The organism is Mesorhizobium sp. CNPSo 4661 (assembly GCF_057784215.1).
This window is the reverse complement of sequence record NZ_JBWGIO010000002.1, coordinates 322,803-340,507: the sequence shown is the minus strand read 5'-3', so window position 1 is coordinate 340,507 and position 17,705 is coordinate 322,803. Positions and strand designations below refer to the sequence as shown.

16 protein-coding genes are annotated in these 17,705 nt (G+C 65.8%); 5 read left to right on the top strand and 11 right to left on the bottom strand.

Annotated features, from left to right (window positions below; genetic code table 11):
* Positions 1–16 precede the first annotated feature (16 nt).
* The 11 genes from AC0YKC_RS03610 to AC0YKC_RS03560 all read right to left on the bottom strand — a co-directional run bounded on the left by AC0YKC_RS03610 (position 17) and on the right by AC0YKC_RS03560 (position 9,891).
* Positions 17–319 (bottom strand): HPr family phosphocarrier protein, encoded by a 303-nt coding sequence (locus AC0YKC_RS03610; protein WP_320294318.1) that lies wholly within the window; start codon positions 317–319, stop codon positions 17–19.
* A gap of 19 nt (positions 320–338) precedes the next feature.
* Entirely contained in the window at positions 339–728 is a 390-nt protein-coding gene (gene dhaM, locus AC0YKC_RS03605) for a dihydroxyacetone kinase phosphoryl donor subunit DhaM (RefSeq protein WP_140544084.1), read from the bottom strand.
* On the bottom strand, positions 728–1,327 hold the full coding sequence (gene dhaL / locus AC0YKC_RS03600) for a dihydroxyacetone kinase subunit DhaL (RefSeq protein WP_320294319.1): 600 nt from the start codon (positions 1,325–1,327) through the stop codon (positions 728–730). Before dhaL ends, dhaM begins: the two co-directional genes overlap by 1 nt.
* A gap of 10 nt (positions 1,328–1,337) precedes the next feature.
* Positions 1,338–2,978 (bottom strand): dihydroxyacetone kinase subunit DhaK, encoded by a 1,641-nt coding sequence (locus tag AC0YKC_RS03595; RefSeq protein ID WP_488510089.1) that lies wholly within the window; start codon positions 2,976–2,978, stop codon positions 1,338–1,340.
* Positions 2,979–3,056: 78 nt separating this feature from the next.
* Positions 3,057–4,070 carry an ABC transporter ATP-binding protein gene (locus tag AC0YKC_RS03590; protein WP_434725011.1) on the bottom strand — a complete coding sequence of 338 codons (1,014 nt, stop codon included), beginning with the start codon at positions 4,068–4,070 and terminating at the stop codon, positions 3,057–3,059.
* Positions 4,063–5,169, bottom strand: a complete 1,107-nt coding sequence (locus AC0YKC_RS03585) for an ABC transporter ATP-binding protein (RefSeq protein ID WP_434725012.1) — start codon at positions 5,167–5,169, stop codon at positions 4,063–4,065. The genes AC0YKC_RS03590 and AC0YKC_RS03585 overlap by 8 nt, the downstream gene beginning before the upstream one ends.
* A 2-nt stretch (positions 5,170–5,171) precedes the next feature.
* Entirely contained in the window at positions 5,172–5,375 is a 204-nt protein-coding gene (locus AC0YKC_RS03580; protein ID WP_488510086.1) for a hypothetical protein, read from the bottom strand.
* A 217-nt stretch (positions 5,376–5,592) separates the two neighbouring features.
* A complete protein-coding gene (locus AC0YKC_RS03575) occupies positions 5,593–6,543 on the bottom strand; it encodes a carbohydrate ABC transporter permease (protein ID WP_095817703.1) in 951 nt (316 codons plus the stop codon).
* Positions 6,540–7,487: a carbohydrate ABC transporter permease gene (locus AC0YKC_RS03570; RefSeq protein ID WP_320294471.1), complete on the bottom strand. Its 948-nt coding sequence runs from the start codon at positions 7,485–7,487 to the stop codon at positions 6,540–6,542. The genes AC0YKC_RS03575 and AC0YKC_RS03570 overlap by 4 nt, the downstream gene beginning before the upstream one ends.
* A 123-nt stretch (positions 7,488–7,610) precedes the next feature.
* Positions 7,611–8,939 (bottom strand): ABC transporter substrate-binding protein, encoded by a 1,329-nt coding sequence (locus tag AC0YKC_RS03565; protein WP_320294324.1) that lies wholly within the window; start codon positions 8,937–8,939, stop codon positions 7,611–7,613.
* A gap of 253 nt (positions 8,940–9,192) precedes the next feature.
* Complete coding sequence (locus tag AC0YKC_RS03560; protein WP_488510083.1) at positions 9,193–9,891, bottom strand: PIG-L deacetylase family protein; 699 nt, start codon at positions 9,889–9,891, stop codon at positions 9,193–9,195.
* A 21-nt stretch (positions 9,892–9,912) separates the two neighbouring features.
* On the opposite strand from AC0YKC_RS03560, the gene AC0YKC_RS03555 reads away from it, so the two are divergent.
* The 5 genes from AC0YKC_RS03555 (at position 9,913) to nhaA (ending at position 17,351) form a co-directional block, all read left to right on the top strand.
* On the top strand, positions 9,913–10,803 hold the full coding sequence (locus AC0YKC_RS03555; RefSeq protein ID WP_434725016.1) for a DMT family transporter: 891 nt from the start codon (positions 9,913–9,915) through the stop codon (positions 10,801–10,803).
* A 55-nt stretch (positions 10,804–10,858) separates the two neighbouring features.
* The gene (gene hrpB / locus AC0YKC_RS03550) at positions 10,859–13,321 is read left to right on the top strand and encodes an ATP-dependent helicase HrpB (RefSeq protein WP_488510081.1); all 2,463 of its coding nucleotides are present in this window, start codon (positions 10,859–10,861) and stop codon (positions 13,319–13,321) included.
* A gap of 359 nt (positions 13,322–13,680) precedes the next feature.
* Positions 13,681–15,006 carry an ActS/PrrB/RegB family redox-sensitive histidine kinase gene (locus tag AC0YKC_RS03545; RefSeq protein ID WP_434725018.1) on the top strand — a complete coding sequence of 442 codons (1,326 nt, stop codon included), beginning with the start codon at positions 13,681–13,683 and terminating at the stop codon, positions 15,004–15,006.
* A 311-nt stretch (positions 15,007–15,317) separates the two neighbouring features.
* A complete protein-coding gene (locus AC0YKC_RS03540) occupies positions 15,318–15,881 on the top strand; it encodes an ActR/PrrA/RegA family redox response regulator transcription factor (protein WP_127227806.1) in 564 nt (187 codons plus the stop codon).
* 279 nt (positions 15,882–16,160) lie between these two features.
* Positions 16,161–17,351 carry a Na+/H+ antiporter NhaA gene (gene nhaA / locus AC0YKC_RS03535; protein ID WP_434725019.1) on the top strand — a complete coding sequence of 397 codons (1,191 nt, stop codon included), beginning with the start codon at positions 16,161–16,163 and terminating at the stop codon, positions 17,349–17,351.
* Positions 17,352–17,705: the final 354 nt, after the last annotated feature.

Genomic DNA, 17,705 nt, shown 5'->3' with positions numbered 1-17,705 from the left:
ACCGGGTTGGCTGGCATCAAGCGGACCGGGCATGGTCCTTATCCTCGTCGAAGTCGCGCCGCACCAGGTCGACCAGGGCGCCGACCGCCTCGCGCGCGCCGTCGCCCTTGGCGCGGATGTGCAGCAGGGTGCCTTTCGGCGCCTTCGCCGCCATCACCTTGACGATGCTCTTGGCGTCGAACCAGGGGCCGTTCGCCGCCACCGCCACTTCCACCTCGGCCGCGAACGACTTGGCGAGCTTGGTGAACTTCACCGAAGGGCGCGCATGCAGGCCCACCGCGTGGGTGATCAGGACCGTTGCTTCGGCGGATGCGGACATTCGGTCGGTTCCCGTTCGTTCACGACGGCGACAATTCATGCGCCGTCGCCACCACTTCCTTGAGCGAGGCGCCGCCGGAGGATTCGGTTGCCGCCATCACCGCGCCCTCGACGATCGGCGCGTTGCACACGACTATTCTGTGGGAGCGCGGCTCGCCGATCATCTCGACGGCCATCTCCGAGTTGGTCTCGGCGCCGCCGAGATCGACCAATATGGCGACGCCTGCTTCCGACCAGGCCTTGTCGATCGCGCCCATGATCGCCTCGACGCTGGTGCCGAGCCCGCCATGGCCGTTTCCGCCGCACCATGCAAGCGGCACTTCGTCGCCTACCATCTGGCGCACCATGTCGGCCGTGCCCTCGGCGACCAGGGGCGAATGCGACACGATGACGATACCGACATTGCTCATCAAATACCCTCGACAGTTTCGGCGACTGCGCGCACCAGAAGCGCGGTCGAGCGCGCTCCGGCGTCCATATGCCCGATCGAGCGCTCCCCCAGGAAGGAGGCGCGTCCGCGCAGGGCTTTCATCGGCACGGTGGCCTCCGCCGCCTTGTCGGCTGCATTGGCGATTTCGGTAGCCGTCCTGCCTTGCGCCAGCGCCTCATACACCGGCTGCAGCACGTCGAGCATGGTTTTTTGTCCCGGCTGCGACTTGCCGCGGGCCGCGACCGCCTCGATCGCCTTGCCCAGCGCCACCGTAAGCCCGTTGCGATCGGGTGCTGCCGGCAGGTCCTTGCCGAGCGCCATGAACAGCGTGCCGAACAGGGGCCCGGAGGCGCCGCCCACGGTCATCACCAGCTTGGTTCCCACCGCCTTCAGCGCCTCGGGCAGCGGTTTGGCCGCGAAGGCGTCCGCCTCGGCGCGCACCGCCTCGAAGCCGCGCTTCATGTTCAGCCCGTGATCGCCATCGCCGATCGCCTGGTCGAGCGCGGTCAATTCCTCGGCATGCGCCGCGATCGTATCGGCCGCCGCCGCGATCAATCGGGAGAAATCGGATGCGGCCATCGTCTGTCCTTCAGGCCGGGGCGAACAGCGTCGCCACGGCAGCGAAGACTTCGGCGACCGCGAAGGCGCCCGGATCCGCTGAGTCGAGCTGGTTGCCGATATAGGCGGAACGGCCGGCCTTGGCTTTCCGCATCGCGGCGGTCGCCTCGGCGCCCTGTCGCGCTGCTTTTGCGGCCGCTTCCAGCCCGGTAGCATCGAGGGCTTTCAGCGCTGGCTCCAGCGCATCGACCATGGTGCGGTCGCCGACCTTGGCGCCGCCGTAGAAGGTCATCCGGTCGAGCCCGGCGAGCAAGGCCTTGCCAAGCGAGGCGCCGCTGCCGAGCGACTGTGACGCGGCGGTGAAGAAGATCGACAAAAGCACGCCGCTGGAACCGCCCATCGACGTGCCCAGCGTATCGCCGATCGTGGCGGCGGTCGCGGCGCGATCGGCAAGCGGCAGCGTGTCGATGCGCTCGAGGACGCTGCGCGCCCCCGTCGCCACGGTTGAGCCGGTGTCGCCATCGCCCGCCTTGGCGTCGAGCGCGTTGAGGGGCTCTTCGAGCGAGATCAGCTTCTGGCAGGCGGCTGTGATCAGCCGCTCCACGGCCACATCGCGGCTGGCGGGCTTGGTGGTTGCGCCGATGGCGGGCCTGGCCATCGCCACGACGACCGGGGCGCGGACCGGCTTGGCCGGCAGCCAGGCGTGCGGGCCGACCGGCGCCTTGAGCGCCGCCTCGCGCTCCGCGTCCAACCTGAGCAGCGACAGCGAAAAGCCGTTCATGTTGAGCGCGGTCATCAGGTGACCGGGGCCTACGGTCAGCGCCACCGCCTTCGCCAGCGGCGAGGCGAGCACGGTATTGGCGATGAGCGACATTTCGAGCGGCGGCACCGATCCGAGATTGTTGATCAGCAGGGCGTAACGGCCGTGCGGATCGAGCCGCGCCGCGAGGCGTTCCGCCATGATGGCGACCAGCTTGCTGACGGCCTCCAGGGCGATGCGCTCGACGCCCGGCTCGCCATGGATGCCGAGGCCGAGCTCGCCGTCATTGGCGCCGAAGCGCTCCTCATGCGCCTGTCCGGGGATCGAGCAGGAAGAGAGCGAAATGCCGAGCGAAACAATGTCCTTCGCGGCCGCGCGCGCCGCGGCAGCGACCGACGCCAGATCCCGGCCGCTTTCGGACAAATGCCCGGCGATCTTGTGCACGAACAGCGTGCCGGCGACGCCGCGCGGCTGCGCGATGTCGGGCAGCGCGATGTCGTCGCCGACGATCACCATCTCGACCGTCAGGCCCTCGGCGCGCGCCTTCTCGGCCGCCAGACCGAAATTGAGCCGGTCGCCGGTGTAGTTCTTGACGACCAGCAGGCAGCCGGCGGGGCCGGTCGTGGCGCGGATCGCCGCCAGCACCGCCTCGACGCTCGGCGAAGCGAAGATCTCGCCGGAGACGGCCGCCGTCAGCATGCCGGCGCCGACGAAGCCCGCATGCGACGGTTCATGCCCGGCGCCGCCGCCCGAAACCACGGCCACCTTCGTCTTGTCCCAGTCGGCGCGCAGCACGACCTTGATCTCGGGATAGCCGTCGAGGCGGGCGAGCGCGCCCGACCCCGCCGTGGCCAGGAAGCCATCCAGCGCCTCGGTGACGATCGTGTCCTTGCGGTTGAAAAAGTGCTTCATGGATTTCGTCCAGTCCGTATCTGCGGTCGTCGATCAGTGTGCGTATAGGGCGGTTTGCAATTATGTGGCGCGAGCCGGTTACATCAGTCTTTGCCCGTCCGGGCCGAAATAGAGCGGCGCGATGTAGCGGATCGTCACCTTGTCTCCCTTCGCGAGCGGCGTGTCGGGGTCGGTCAGCGTCACAAGCTTCTTCGCCCCCACCGTCACGTGCAGGTGGTTCTGGTCGCCGAGATGCTCGACCCAGTCGACGACGCCGTCGGCATGGCCGTTCATCGCCCTCTCGATCGCCAGATGCTCGGTGCGGGCGCCGATCGTCGTCGTTCCGGTCGGCGCGCCGCCGTCGGGCAGCAGCCCGGCCGGCAGAAGGTTGATCGCCGGCTGGCCGAGCCGGGCGGCAACATGAAGGTTCGCCGGCTCGGAATAGATCGCCCGCGGCGTGCCGATCTGCACCAGCACGCCGTCGGCGAGGATGCCGATGCGGTCGGCCATGGTCATCGCCTCGATCTGGTCGTGCGTGACATAGAGCATGGTCGCGCCGAGCTCGGACTGGATGCGCTTGAGCTCCAGCCGGAGATCGGCGCGCAGCTTGGCGTCGAGCGAGGACAGCGGCTCGTCCATCAGGTAGATCGCCGGCTTGCGCACCAGCGCGCGGCCGATGGCGACGCGCTGCATCTCGCCGCCCGACAATTTCGTCGAGCGATTGTCGAGCTTGTGGTCGATGCGCACCATGCGCGCCACGTCCTCGACACGGCGGCGCACCGCTTCCTCCGGAAACCGCCGCGCTGGCGAGCGCAGCGGGAACGCCAGGTTGTCGAACACTGAAAGATGCGGGTAGAGCGAATATTGCTGGAAGACGAAGGCGGTGTCGCGCTCGGCCGGCGACAGCGCCGTCGCATCATGGCCACCGATGTGGATCGTGCCGCTGTCCGGCCGTTCCAGCCCGGCGATCAGCCTCAGCGTCGTCGTCTTGCCTGCGCCGGTCGGCCCGAGCAGCACGACGAACTCGCCGTCCTTGATGGCGAGGTCGAGATCGTTGATCGCGACGGTGTCGCCGAAACTCTTGGTCACGCCCTGGATACGGACATCAGCCATGGCGCGCCTCCGCTGCCTGATCATGCATGGCGGTCCTGACCGCGCGGCCGGAACCCTTGTCGAACAGCGACAGCCGGGCGCTGCTCAAGGCCAGCCCGACCTGTTCGCCGGGGCTGAGATGGATGCCGGCCGGCACGCGCGCCTTGATGATGCCGTCGGCCGTCTCGACGGCGACGATCTGCGTGGTGCCGAGATATTCGGTGCCGTAGATCGCGCCGCGCAGCTTCGAGGCGTCGTCGAAGCGGATGTGCTCGGGCCGGATGCCGAGTGCCATGTCGGCGGGCGCGATGTCCTCGCGCACCTCCGGCACCATCACCTTGGCGCCCTGCACGACGATCTCCTTGGCGCCCTTGGCAAGCCCGCCGCCGAACTTCAGGAAATTCATCGGCGGCGAGCCGATGAAATCGGCCACGAACATCGTCGCCGGGCGGTCGTAGATCTCGCGCGGCGTGCCGAACTGTTCGATGACGCCGTGGTTCATCACCGCAATCTTGTCGGCCATCGACATCGCTTCCATCTGGTCATGCGTGACATAGACGGTCGTGGCGTGGATTCGGTTGTGCAGCTCGCGCAGCTCATGGACCATGAGGTCACGGAATTCGGTGTCCAAAGTGCCGAGCGGCTCGTCCATGAGAAAACACTTTGGACGCCGCACGATGGCGCGGCCGAGCGCGACGCGCTGGCGGTCGCCGCCGGCGAGGCCGGAGACGGATTTGTCGAGCAGGTGGTCGATGCGCAACAGCTTCGCGGTCTCCTCGACTCTGGCGCGGATCTCTGCCGCCGGCATACCCTGCGCCAGCAGCGGGAAGCCGATATTCTTGCGCACATTCATATGTGGGTAGAGCGCGAAGAGCTGGAAGACGAAGGCGATGTCGCGCTCGCGCGCCCGGCGCATGGTGACGTCCTCGCCGCCGAGCAGGATCTTGCCGCCGGTCGGCAGCTCGAGGCCGGCGATCATGCGAAGCGTCGTCGTCTTGCCGCAACCGGACGGTCCGAGCATGACGAAGAACTCGCCGTCCTCGACGACGAAGTTGGAATCCTGCACGGCGACGAATGCGCCGAAGGCTTTCCTCAGGTTCTGAACACGGATCTCGGCCATCGTTATTCCGGGAATTTCGAGACGATGATGAACATTACCGTGCCGGCAAGCATGGTGATGAAGGAATAGGTATAGAGCGACAGCGCGAAGGGCTGGAACAGCATCAGGAAGCCGATCGCGATGATCGCGGTCGCGATGTTTTCCATCAGGCCGCGCCTTGCCCAGCGGGGCCAAGAGGAGCGCTTGGAGGCAACAGAGCGGCTCATGCGGCACCCCCTTCCTTCTCCCCGTTTACGGGGAGAGATGGTTGCCAGGTGGTTCCCCCACTCCGTCGCTGCTTCGCAGCGCCACCTCTCCCCCCTCCGGAGGGAGAGGAAGGGAACCTGGCTGAATGAATTTCGCGCCCTTCCTCTCCCCCGTCGATCGGGGGAGAGGTGTCGAGCGAAGCTCGACGGAGTGGGGGTCGACTTGTTCCCACATCAATCATTTGCGCACCGCGCCGAAGGTGATGCCACGCAGCAATTGCTTGCGGAGCAGGATGGTGAAGACGAGGATCGGCACCAGGAAGATCGTCGTGCCCGCTGCCACCGCCGGCCAGTCCTGGCCGCCCTCGCCGATGATGGTCGGGATGAAGGGCGGCGCGGTCTGCGCCGTGCCGGAGGTGAGCAGGGCGGCGAACGCATATTCGTTCCAGGCGAAGATCAGGCAGAAGATCGCCGTTGCCGCGATGCCGGTGGTGGCTTGCGGCAGCACGGTGCGCCAGAAGGCTTGCAGCCGCGTATAGCCGTCGATCATCGCGGCCTCCTCATATTCGCGCGGGATCTCGTCGATGAAGCCCTTGAGCAGCCAGACCGCGAGCGAGACGTTGACCGCGGTGTAGAGCAGGATCATGCCGAGCGCGGTGTCGGAGAGGCCGAGCTCGCGATACATCAGGTAAATGGGAATGGCCACCGCGATCGGCGGCATGAAGCGCGTCGACAGGATGAAGAACAAAAGATCGTCGGCCAACGGCACCTTGAAGCGCGAGAAGCCATAGGCCGAGAGCGTGCCGAGGAACACCGCGCAGAAGGTCGAGCCGAAGGCGATGATCAGCGAGTTGACGAAGCGCGGCACGAAGTTCGACGGCCCGGCGATCACCATGTTGCGCTTGCGCACCGTCTCGTCGCACAGGCCGGTCGCCGGTCCCAGCGAATTGATGTATTCCGGCGTCTGCCTGGTGCGCGTGGTGAACAGGTTGCAATAGCCTTCCAGGCTCGGCTGGAAGACGATCTTCGGCGGATAGGCGATCGAGTCCGGCGGCGTCTTGAAGCTGGTGGCGAAGATCCACAGCAGCGGCACGATCGAGATCAGCGCATAGGCGACGATGATGACGCCGGCGATCCGCTTGGAGTTTGCCGAAGGTGCTACGACGGAATGGGCGGTGGTCAGGCTCATCTCTGCTTCACCTTGTTGAGCGCCTTGACATAGATGTTGGCGAGACCGAACACCGCGACGAACAGGATGATGGCGAAGGCCGAGGAATAGCCGGTGCGCCAGCTTTCGAAGGCCTGCCGCTTCAAGGTGATCGAGGCGACTTCGGTGGTCGAGCCCGGTCCGCCGCCGGTGAGCAGGTTGACCATGTCGAACATCTTGAAGTTCTCGATGCCTCGGAACAGCACCGCCAGCATGATGAAGGGCAGCGCCATCGGCAGCGTGATCGACCAGAACTGCCGCCAGTTGGAGGCGCGGTCGACCTCGGCCGCTTCATAGATGTATTCGGGGATCGAGCGCAAGCCGGCGAGGCAGATCAGCATCACGTAAGGCGTCCACATCCAGGTGTCGACGATGATGATCGACCACGGCGCCAGCTCGACATTGGAAAGCATCTGCACATTCGTCGGCGGAATGCCGGTAACGAACGAGACGACATAGGAAAACAGCCCGATCTGGGGCTCGTAGAGGAAGCGCCAGAAATTGCCGACCACCGCCGGCGATAGCATCATCGGCACCAGAATGATGGTGGTCCAGAAGGCGTGGCCGCGGAACTTGCGGTCGATCAGCCAGGCCAGCGTGAAGCCGATGACGGTCTGCAGGAGGATCGTCCAGAACACGAAATGCGCCGTCGTCTGCATGGCGATCCAGATGTCCTGGTCGCCAAGGATGCGCTGGTAGTTTGCGAGCCCCAGATTCTTCACCACCTCGTTGGGGCGGTTGGCGCGGTAGTTGGTGAAGGAGAGATAGATCGCCCAGAACAGCGGGAAGATGTTGATGGCCAACAGCAAAAGGATCGTCGGCGAGATGAACAGCCAGGCGAGGCCCTTGTCGCTGATGCCCCGGATCTTCTTGGCCAACGGTTCCGGTGTCGCCCGGGCAACGTTGTCCGCAGTCCGATTGAGCATGGTCAGTCCTGCTTCGGTCACGGGTCAGTCTCGATGATGGAATTTATCTGAACTGCGTCCCGTGCCAAGGGCGGCACGGGACGCGTCGGTCTGGCTCGGGAGGAGCCTTACATCTTGCCCCGACTACATCTTGCCATCGTCCTGGAAGGTCTGCGTCCAGTCCTTGACCAGACTGTCGAGCGCTTCCTGCGCGGTGCCCTTGTCGGCCACCACATAGTCATGAACGCGCTTCTGCATCGCCTGCAAAAGCGTGGCGTAGCTCGGCTCGGCCCAGAAGTCCTTCACGATCGCCATCGATTCCAGGAACGTCGACGCATAGGGCTGGCTGGCCGGGAACTTGGGGTCGTTCACCACCGCATTGAGGCAGGAGTAGCCGCCCAGCGCCCACCATTTTGCCTGCACGTCCTTGTTGGCGAACCATTTGATGTATTTCAGCGCCGATTCCTGCTTGTCGGAATAGGACACCACCGAGATGCCCTGGCCGCCGAGCTGGGCGAAATGTCCCTTCGGGCCGGCGGGATTGGCGAAGAAGCCGATCTTGTCGCCGCCTACTTTCTCGTCCTTGTAGAGGCCGGGCCAGGTGAAGGCGAAGTTCATGTGCAGGGCAACCTGGCCGGATTTGAAGGCGTCGGCCGATTCACCCATGTAGACGTTCGACGAGCCGGGCGGCGTGCAGCAATCATAGAGCTTCTTGTAGAATTCGAGGCCCTTGGCCGCGTCCGCCGAGTTGACGAAACCCTTCATGTCGTAAGGTTTGTTCGGGTTCTGATAGTCGAAGCCGTAGTCATAGAGGACGTTGGTGACACCCATGGTGATGCCTTCCGAGCCGCGCTCGGTATAGATCGAGGCGCCATAGACCGTCTTGCCGTCGATCTGCCGCTTCTGGAAGAATTCGGCGATCTGCATCAGCTGGTCATAGGTCTTGGGTGGGCCAAGTTCCCAGCCGTATTTTTCCTTGAATTCCTTCTGCAGCTCCGGTCGCGAGAACCAGTCCTTGCGATAGGTCCAGCCGACGACGTCGCCCATCGCCGGCAGCGCCCAGTAGTTCGGCGTGTTCTTCGGCCATTCGGAATAGCCGACCACGGTCGCCGGCACGAAATCGTCCATGCTGATCTTCTCCTTGTCGAAGAAGTCGTTCAGCTTGACGTAATGGCCGTTCTCGGCGGCGCCGCCGATCCACTGGCTGTCGCCGATGATCAGGTCGCAGAGCTTGCCGTGCGAGTTGAGCTCGTTGAGGAAGCGGTCGGCGTAATTGGTCCACGGCACGAACTCGAACTTCATGCCGATGCCGGTTTCCTTGGTGAAGTCCTTGGACAGTTCCACGAGCGCGTTGGCCGGATCCCAGGCCGCCCAGCACAGCGTCAGGTCTTCCGCATGCGCGACGTTCGAGACGGCTGTCGACGCAAAGATCGCCGAGGCCAGTCCCAACGCCAGTTTCAGGGTCGATTTCATGCCTTACCTCCCATTTGCGAAACGCGTCCGGATGACGGTTTCAAGAGCCCTCAACCCTCGCTCCTCCGAGGGCCTAAACAAGGCGCGCTATGCGTCGCAATGGCGCGCGATGCGCCGCCGATGTTTAGTAATTTGTTTAGTGATGCTCTTTTTACTAAACAACGCAAGCGAATTCGTTGCTGCGTCGCAGCATGGCGAAACGGATGATTGAAATCGTTGGGAAATGACCGCCGGGCGCTGTGGCCCGCCGCGGTCAGCCGGCCGGGTCGGCGAGGCCCGGGCTTGCCGTCAGCGGCAGGATCGGCGGCGCCGGCGGCAACAGGGCGCGTATATCGGCGAAAGGAAACGTCGGCTCGAAGCGGAAGGCCTCAGCCAGCGCGCCGGAAGCGCCATTGCACTGGCCGGCGCGAAATTCGTTCTGGAGGCGCGCCCTGTGCACATAGTGCTCCGGACCTTGCGAGCGGTGCGTGCGGATCGCCTTCGCCTTGATGTCCCAGTGATGCGAGATCTCGACATAATGCGTCGGCGAAAAACCGGTGCCGCCGAGCGTGTCGGCATGCAACACAGGCACCGCGAAGGACGCCGCGATGCGCACGGCGTCGGACAGGGCGCGGTGGTCGCCATGATAATCGTAGGGCGCGTGGGTGATCGCGAGGTCGGGTTTCACCTCGCCGATCAGCGCCTTCAGCACCGCAATGAAAGCCGCATCGGCAATGAGTTCTCCGTCCGGAAAATCGAGGAAGCGCGGCACGGCGCCGAGCAGTCCCGCCGCCCTGGCCGCTTCCTCGCGCCGCAAGCGTGCAAGCGCCTTCGGGTCGCCCCTGCCGCCCTTGGCACCATCGGTGGCTATGGCAAAAGTCAACTCTGCGCCTTGCGCGGCATAGGCGGCCAGCGTACCGAACATGAATATCTCGATGTCGTCGGGATGCGCCCCCAGCGCCAGTATCTTCACGCCTTCTCTCCCGGAAATGGTATGCCGAACGGAATCCTGCTCGCTCTCATCGCCTATGCAAGCTATTCGTTCAGCGACGCCGTCATCAAGAGCCTGGGCGGGCAGTTCACCGTCTTCGAGATCGGCTTCTTCTCGACTTTGTTTGCCGGCTGCTTTTTGTTCTTCACCAGGCCCAGCGACGAACGCTGGCGCGACGCCTGGCGCACCAAAAGGCCCTGGGCGGTGCAGGCCCGCGCCTTGGCGGGCATCGCGTCGGGCGTGCTCAGCGTCTTTGCCTTCACCACCATTCCGCTGGCGGAAGTCTACGCGCTGATCTTCCTGGCGCCGTTGCTGGTCACCATCCTGTCGACGGTCATCCTGAAGGAGAGGGTCGGTCCCTGGCGGTGGCTGGCCGTCGTCGCCGGCTTCGTCGGCGTCATGCTGGTGGTGCGGCCGGGCTTTCGCGAATTGCATCTCGGCCATCTCGCCGCCTTCGCCAATGCCTTCCTCGCCGCCACCAGCGTCATCCTGATGCGCTCGCTGGCCCAGCAGGAAAAGCGCACGACCATTCTCGGCGCGCTGGTCGGCTATGGCCTGGTCTTCAACGGCGTCGGCGCGGCCGCGACGTCGTTCTCGCTCCCTGGTCTCGGCCAACTGGTCTGGCTGATGCTGGCCGGTGTCTTCACTGCCGGCGGACAGCTGCTGCAGCTGCTCGCGGTCAAATACGCGCCCGCCAATCGCATCGCGCCGACGCATTACTCGCAGATCGTCTGGGCGGTCATCCTCGGCGCGCTGTTCTTCCAGGAATATCCCGACTGGCTGTCATTGGTCGGCCTGGCGGTGGTCGGCGCCTCCGGCCTTCTGACGATGGTGCGCGAAGAGGTCAGGCTCGGCACCGTGCGCTGGAACCCGTTTTCGCGCACCAGGCTTTGAGCTTACGTGGTCCGGCAAGTTGCATGGCGACCGCGACCGCTGATATGCGGGCGACATGACGACGAAACCACTGCCGGAGCTTCCGGTCACAGCCGTGCTGCCGGCGCTCGGCGAAGCGCTTTCCCAGCGCAACAGCGCCGTGCTGGTGGCGCCGCCTGGCGCCGGCAAGACGACGCTGGTGCCGCTGGCGCTGCTCGGCGCGCCGTGGCTCGGGCAGGGCAGGATCGTGCTCCTCGAACCGCGGCGGCTCGCCGCCCGCGCCGCCGCCCGCCGCATGGCCGAATTGCTCGGTGAGGAGCCGGGCGGCACGGTCGGCTACGCCATGCGCATGGAGAACCGCACCTCGGCGCGGACCAAGATCCTGGTCGTCACCGAAGGCGTGCTGTCGCGCATGATCCTCGACGATCCGGAACTGCCCGGCGTCTCGGCGGTGATCTTCGATGAATTCCACGAGCGTTCGCTCGACGGCGATTTCGGCCTGGCGCTGGCGCTCGACGTGCAGGGTGCGCTGCGGCCGGACCTGCGTCTGCTGGTCATGTCGGCGACGCTCGACGGTGCGCGCGTCGCGCGGCTTTTGTCGGAAGCGCCGGTGATCGAAAGCCAGGGCCGCGCCTTTCCGGTCCAGATCCGCTACGACGAACGGGCCGCCGGCACGGCGATCGAGGACGCGATGGCCAAGGCCGTGCGCGCCGCCCTGGCCGGCGAGCAGGGCAGCGTGCTCGCCTTCCTGCCCGGACAGCGCGAGATCGAGCGCACCGCCGAGCGGCTCGTAGGCAATGTCGCCGCCGACACCGACATCGTTCCGCTCTACGGCCAGCTCGACAACCGGGCGCAGGACGCGGCGATCAAGCCGGCGCCGGCCGGCCGTCGCAAGGTGGTGCTGGCGACCTCGATCGCCGAGACCTCGATCACCATCGACGGCGTGCGCGTCGTCATCGATTCCGGCCTGTCGCGTCTGCCGCGCTATGAGCCGGCGAGCGGTCTGACCAGGCTGGAGACGGTGCGTGTCAGCAAGGCTTCGGCCGACCAGCGCGCCGGCCGCGCCGGCCGCACTCAAGCCGGCGTGGCGGTGCGCCTGTGGCGTGCCGAGCAGACCGTGTCGCTTCCCGCCTTCACGCCGCCGGAAATCCTCGAGGCCGATCTGTCGGGCCTGCTGCTCGACTGCGCCGCTTTCGGTGTCGCCGATCCGTCGAGCCTTTCCTTCCTCGATCCGCCGCCGGCCCCGGCGCTCAACGAGGCGAGGGTCCTCCTCGCCGCCCTTCATGCCATCGACGATGCCGGCAGGCTGACCGAGGCGGGCGCCGCGATGCGCAAATTGGCGCTGCCGGTGCGGCTGGCGCATATGGTGGCCGAGGCGGCGAAGACCGGCCATGCGCGGGAAGCGGCGACGCTTGCCGTGCTGCTCACCGAGCGTGGACTGGGCGGCGACAGCGCCGACCTGGAGCGGCGTCTGATCCGTTTTCGCGGTGAGAAATCACCCCGCGCCAATGCCGCCAGGCAGCTCGCCGAGCGTTTGGCCAGACAGGCCGGTGGCCGGCAGGACGGCGAGGCGGCCTCCGCCGGCTCGCTCCTCATCCATGCCTGGCCGGACCGCGTCGCAAGGGCGCGCGGCGAGCGCGGCCGCTTCGTGCTCGCCAACGGCTCGGGCGCCATGGTCGATGCCGCCGATCCGCTCGCCAACGAAACCTGGCTGGTCGTCGCCGACTTGCAGGGCAAGGCGCAGAACGCCCGCATCACCGCCGCCGCGCCGGTCGGCGAAGCCGATATCCGCGCCGCCCTTGCCGATCGCATCGAGATGAAGCGCGAGGCGACCTTCGATCGCGAACGCCGCGCCGTGCGCATGCGCGAGACCGCCAGGCTCGGCGCCATCACGCTGTCCGAACGCATGCTGCCGGCGCCGTCCGGCGCCGATGCCGACCGCGCCATGATAGATGCTTTGCGCGAGCACGGCCTGTCGCTGCTCGACTGGGGCAAGGAAGCGGAGGCGCTCCGCCAGCGGCTAGGCTGGCTGCATCGCGGCCTCGGCGCACCCTGGCCCGACGTTTCGGATGAAGCGCTTGTCGAAGGCCTCGACGATTGGCTCCTGCCGTTTCTCTCCGGCGACGCCTCCTTCACGGCCATCAGGCCGGCGACGTTGTCGTCGGCGCTCATGGCGCTGGTCCCGCACGACCTGCAGCGCAAGGTCGAAGCGCTGGCGCCGACCCATTTCGACGCGCCGTCGGGCAGCCACGTGCCGATCCGCTATGACGGCGAATGGCCGGTGCTTGCGGTCCGCGTGCAGGAGCTGTTCGGCCTCGACCGTCATCCGGCGATCGCCAATGGAACCGTACCGCTGACGCTGGAGCTCCTCTCGCCGGCGCACCGGCCGATCCAGACGACGCGCGACCTCCCCGGCTTCTGGCGGGGCTCCTGGGCGGATGTGCGCACCGACATGCGCGGCCGTTACCCAAAGCATGTCTGGCCGGAAAACCCGCTGTTGGCCGCCGCCACCAGCCGCGCCAAGCCGCGTGGGACGTAGGCTTGCGACGGAAGCTTCGGCGGCCTCGCGTTACCGGACGACATATGTTGGCGATTGGCGCAAACGCCCATCACGTCGTCATCCACGGGCGGAGCAAGCAGCGAAGCGACGCGCGTAGACCCGAGGATCCATGCCGTGACTTCGAAGCGCTGCGGCGCTGCGGAATTCTGCTCCGCTGCATTCCACGGTCGAGGTAACGGAATGGATCCTCGGGTCTGCGCTCCGCTTCGCGTCGCTCCGCCCGTGGATGACGAATCGCGAAGGGCCTCGGCCAGTCACTCGGCGCTCTGCTGCCGGCCTCTCAAGTCCGCTAACAGCACTACTAGCGCTTACCCTCCTGCGGCTATAATCGTAAGTCGATGATCAACATCCTGCGCGCGCCCGATACCCAGCAAAGCCAGCGGTTGCGGCTCAACACGCTGATCCGCCTGCGCTGGCTGGCCATCGTCGGCCAGAGCCTGACGGTTCTTGTTGTCGCCTATGGCCTGAAATTCCCGCTTCCGGTGTCGATGTGCTTTGCGTTGATCGCCTGCTCGGCCTGGATGAATCTGTGGCTGACCTTCCGCTATCCGGCGGCGCACCGGCTTACCCCGCTTTCGGCCTTCGCCATACTCACCTTCGACGGCATCCAGCTCACCGGCCTGCTCTATATGACCGGCGGCCTGACCAATCCGTTTTGCGTGCTGCTTTCGGTGCCGGTCGTCATCTCGGCCGCGTCGCTGCCGCTGCGCATGACCGCGGTGCTAGGCGCGCTGGTCATGATAGCCGCCACGCTGCTGGTGTTCTTCCATTTGCCGCTGCCCTGGTACGAGGGATCGCCGCTGCCGATGCCCTTCATCTATGTCGCCGGCATGTGGATGGCTGTGTTCGCCTCGATCGCCTTCACCGCCATTTATGCCTTCCGCGTCGCGGCGGAGGCGCGCCTGCTCGCCAACGCTTTGGCCGCCACCGAGCTGGTGCTGCAGCGAGAGCAGCATCTGTCTGCGCTGGACGGGCTGGCGGCGGCGGCCGCGCACGAGCTCGGCACGCCCTTGGCCACCATCACCGTTGTCGCCAAGGAGATGGAAAAGGCGCTCGGCAAGGATCCGAAATACGGCGAGGACGTGAAGCTCCTGCGCTCGCAGAGCGAGCGTTGCCGCGAGATCCTGAAGCGGCTGACCAGCCTTTCGTCGGAAGGCGAAGCGCATCTGTCGCGCATGCCGCTCACCTCGTTGATCGAGGAGGTGACGGCGCCGCATCGCGATTTCGGCATCTCGATCCGGTTGCGGCCCGGCGAGCGCATCGGCCCGGAGCCTGTCGGCCAGCGTAACCCCGGCGTCATCTACGGGCTCGGCAACCTTGTCGAGAACGCCGTCGATTTCGCCCGCAAGTCGGTCACCGTCAGCTGGAGCTGGGACAATGAGGCGGTCACCTTCTCGATCACCGATGACGGGCCGGGCTTTCCGGCCGAGATCATCGACCGCATCGGCGAGCCCTATATGTCGACGCGCCAGGGCACGGAGGCCGGCGGCGGCCTGGGCCTGGGGCTGTTCATCGCCAAGACCTTGCTGGAGCGTTCCGGCGCCACCATCGATTTCCGCAATTCGAGCGGGCTGGGCGAAGGCGCTGTGGTCCAGATCGCGTGGCCGCGCGGCGTCTTCCTCAACCAGGACCAGGCCTCGGCCACCATGTTCGACAATGCGTAAACCTTGTGATTACCGCATGGCAGCTCTGTTGCCGGCTCTAAAAATTGGACATTGCTGTTGCGGAATTGTATCTGCGTAAAAGTGAGGCATGTCGCCCAAAATTGTGCAGCCGCGTTTGGCGAGACGGCATGCCTGGAAACAAGGACTTAATGCATGTCGCCCAGAAGTGCGCAGCGGTTCTGGGACAACGACATGCATCAAAACAAGGACTTAAAGTGCGTCGCCTGAATCCGTTTCAGCTCGACGCGCTTTAAGGTGCATTCGTTAGAATTTTGATGCGAAGTGCTCTTGGTCAGTAGGATGCCGATAAGATGAGCGGAGACGAAACGACGGGCGCAATGGTCGAGGGCGAGGACACTTCGCTGCTCATCGTCGAGGACGACAAGCCGTTCCTCACCCGGCTTGCCCGCGCGATGGAGACCCGGGGTTTCGTGGTCGAAACGGCGGAGAGCGTGGAAGAGGCGGTCGCCAAGGCGCGCGCCCATCCGCCGGCCTATGCGGTGGTCGACATGCGGCTCGGCGACGGCAATGGCCTCGATGTCGTTGCAGCCATCCGCGAGAAGCGCGACGACGCCCGCGCCATCATCCTGACCGGCTACGGCAACATCGCCACCGCGGTGACCGCGGTGAAGCTCGGCGCCATCGACTACCTGTCCAAGCCGGCCGATGCCGACGACGTCTTCGCCGCGCTCACCCGCACCTCCGGCGAGCGCGCGGCACCGCCGGAAAACCCGATGTCGGCCGACCGCGTGCGCTGGGAGCACATCCAGCGTGTCTACGAAATGTGCGACCGCAACGTCTCCGAGACGGCGCGCCGGTTGAACATGCACCGCCGCACCCTGCAGCGGATTCTGGCCAAGCGCGCGCCGCGCTGAACAAACGTCGTCATCCTTGGGCGTAGCGCCGCAAAGCGGCGCGAAGACCCGAGGCTCCATGCCGTGACCTTGGCCGAAGGATGCAGCGGAGCAGAATTCTGCACCGTTGGCACCGCTCCGATGTCACGGAATCGATCCTCGGGTCTGCGCTGCGTCGCTTCGCTCCTTGCTTCGCCCGTGGATGACGATGAGACGGACGTTCGGCCTTGCATCGCCACTGACGCTGCGCATCATTGGATTACAGGTTTCCGGCCAACAGGGCTGGGTCAGAGAGGGATCATGCGAGACGAGCGGCCGAAATCGATCCTGCGCGAATTCCTCGACGGCGAAGCCGCGGGCGGCATCATCCTGATGGTGGCCGCGGCCCTGGCGCTGATCGTTGCCAACTCGCCTTTGGCCGAAACCTATTTCGCCGTGCTGCACGCTTATCTCGGGCCGCTCAGCGTCTCGCACTGGATCAATGACGGGCTGATGGCGGTGTTCTTCCTGCTGGTCGGGCTGGAGATCAAGCGCGAGATGCTTGACGGGCAGCTCTCGACCTGGCCGCGCCGCGTGCTGCCGGGCATCGCTGCCGCCGGCGGCATGGTGGTGCCGGCGCTGGTCTATGTCTTGATCAACCGCGACAATCAGGCAGCGCTCTCCGGCTGGGCGATCCCCACCGCCACCGACATCGCCTTTGCGCTCGGCGTGCTGTCGCTGCTCGGCAGCCGCGTGCCGGCCTCGCTGAAGGTGTTCCTCACCGCTCTGGCCATCATCGACGATCTCGGCGCCGTCATCATCATCGCGCTGTTCTACACCAGCGGCCTGTCGCTTGCTTATCTGGCCGCCGCCTTCGTCGTCATCGGCCTGCTTGTCCTGCTCAACCGTATGCGGGCCATGAAGCTCTGGCCGTATCTCCTGCTTGGCGCGCTGCTATGGGTGCTGGTGTTGAAGTCGGGCGTGCACGCCACGCTGGCCGGCGTGGCGCTGGCGCTGACGATCCCGCTTGAGCGTTCTCCGGGCATCAGCCACGATCTCGAGCACTCGCCGCTGCACCGCCTGGAACACGGCCTGCACAAGCTCGTGCCCTTCATCGTCATCCCGATCTTCGGCTTCGCCAATGCCGGCGTCTCGCTCGGCGGCCTGAGCTTCGCAGCCCTGGTCGAGCCGCTGACGCTTGGCGTCGCCGCCGGCCTGGTGCTGGGCAAGCTGGTCGGCGTCTTCGGCTCCTCGGCTCTCGCCATCCGGCTCGGCCTCGCCGACCTGCCGGCCAATGCCGGCTGGCTGCACATGCTGGGCATTTCGCTGCTCTGCGGCATTGGCTTCACCATGAGCCTGTTCATCGGCCTGCTCGCCTTCGCCAGCGACCCGGCGCTGCAGGACGCGGTGAAGGTCGGCATCCTGGCAGGCTCGCTGATCGCCGCGCTGCTGGGCGCCGCCGTGCTTCTCACGGCGCCGGCGGCCGGCGGGGTTGAAGAGGAAGTGGAGTAGGCAACGCCGCGCCGCCATTTCCTCGCCCCCCGCGAAGGCGGGGGAGAGGTGGCCCGGCGAAGCCGGGACGGAGCGGGGGACGCCCGTGGCGACACCAGAACCAATTCAAGAAGGAATGCAAGATCAGCAATGGGAGGCCTTCGGGAGGCATGGAGACAACAAACTTCCCAACGCCACTCTGGTCCCTCTCCAACCGACTATGCCGGCCACCTCTCCCCACTTGGTCTAGGCGATGCACACATTTCCAAGCGGCTGGCCTTTGCCGATAGCCTGCATGGCAGCTTGGCGCATGGGTTGTCTAATTTAATGTAGCGCTGGTCGACCCCCACTCTGTCTCGGCTTCGCCGAGCCACC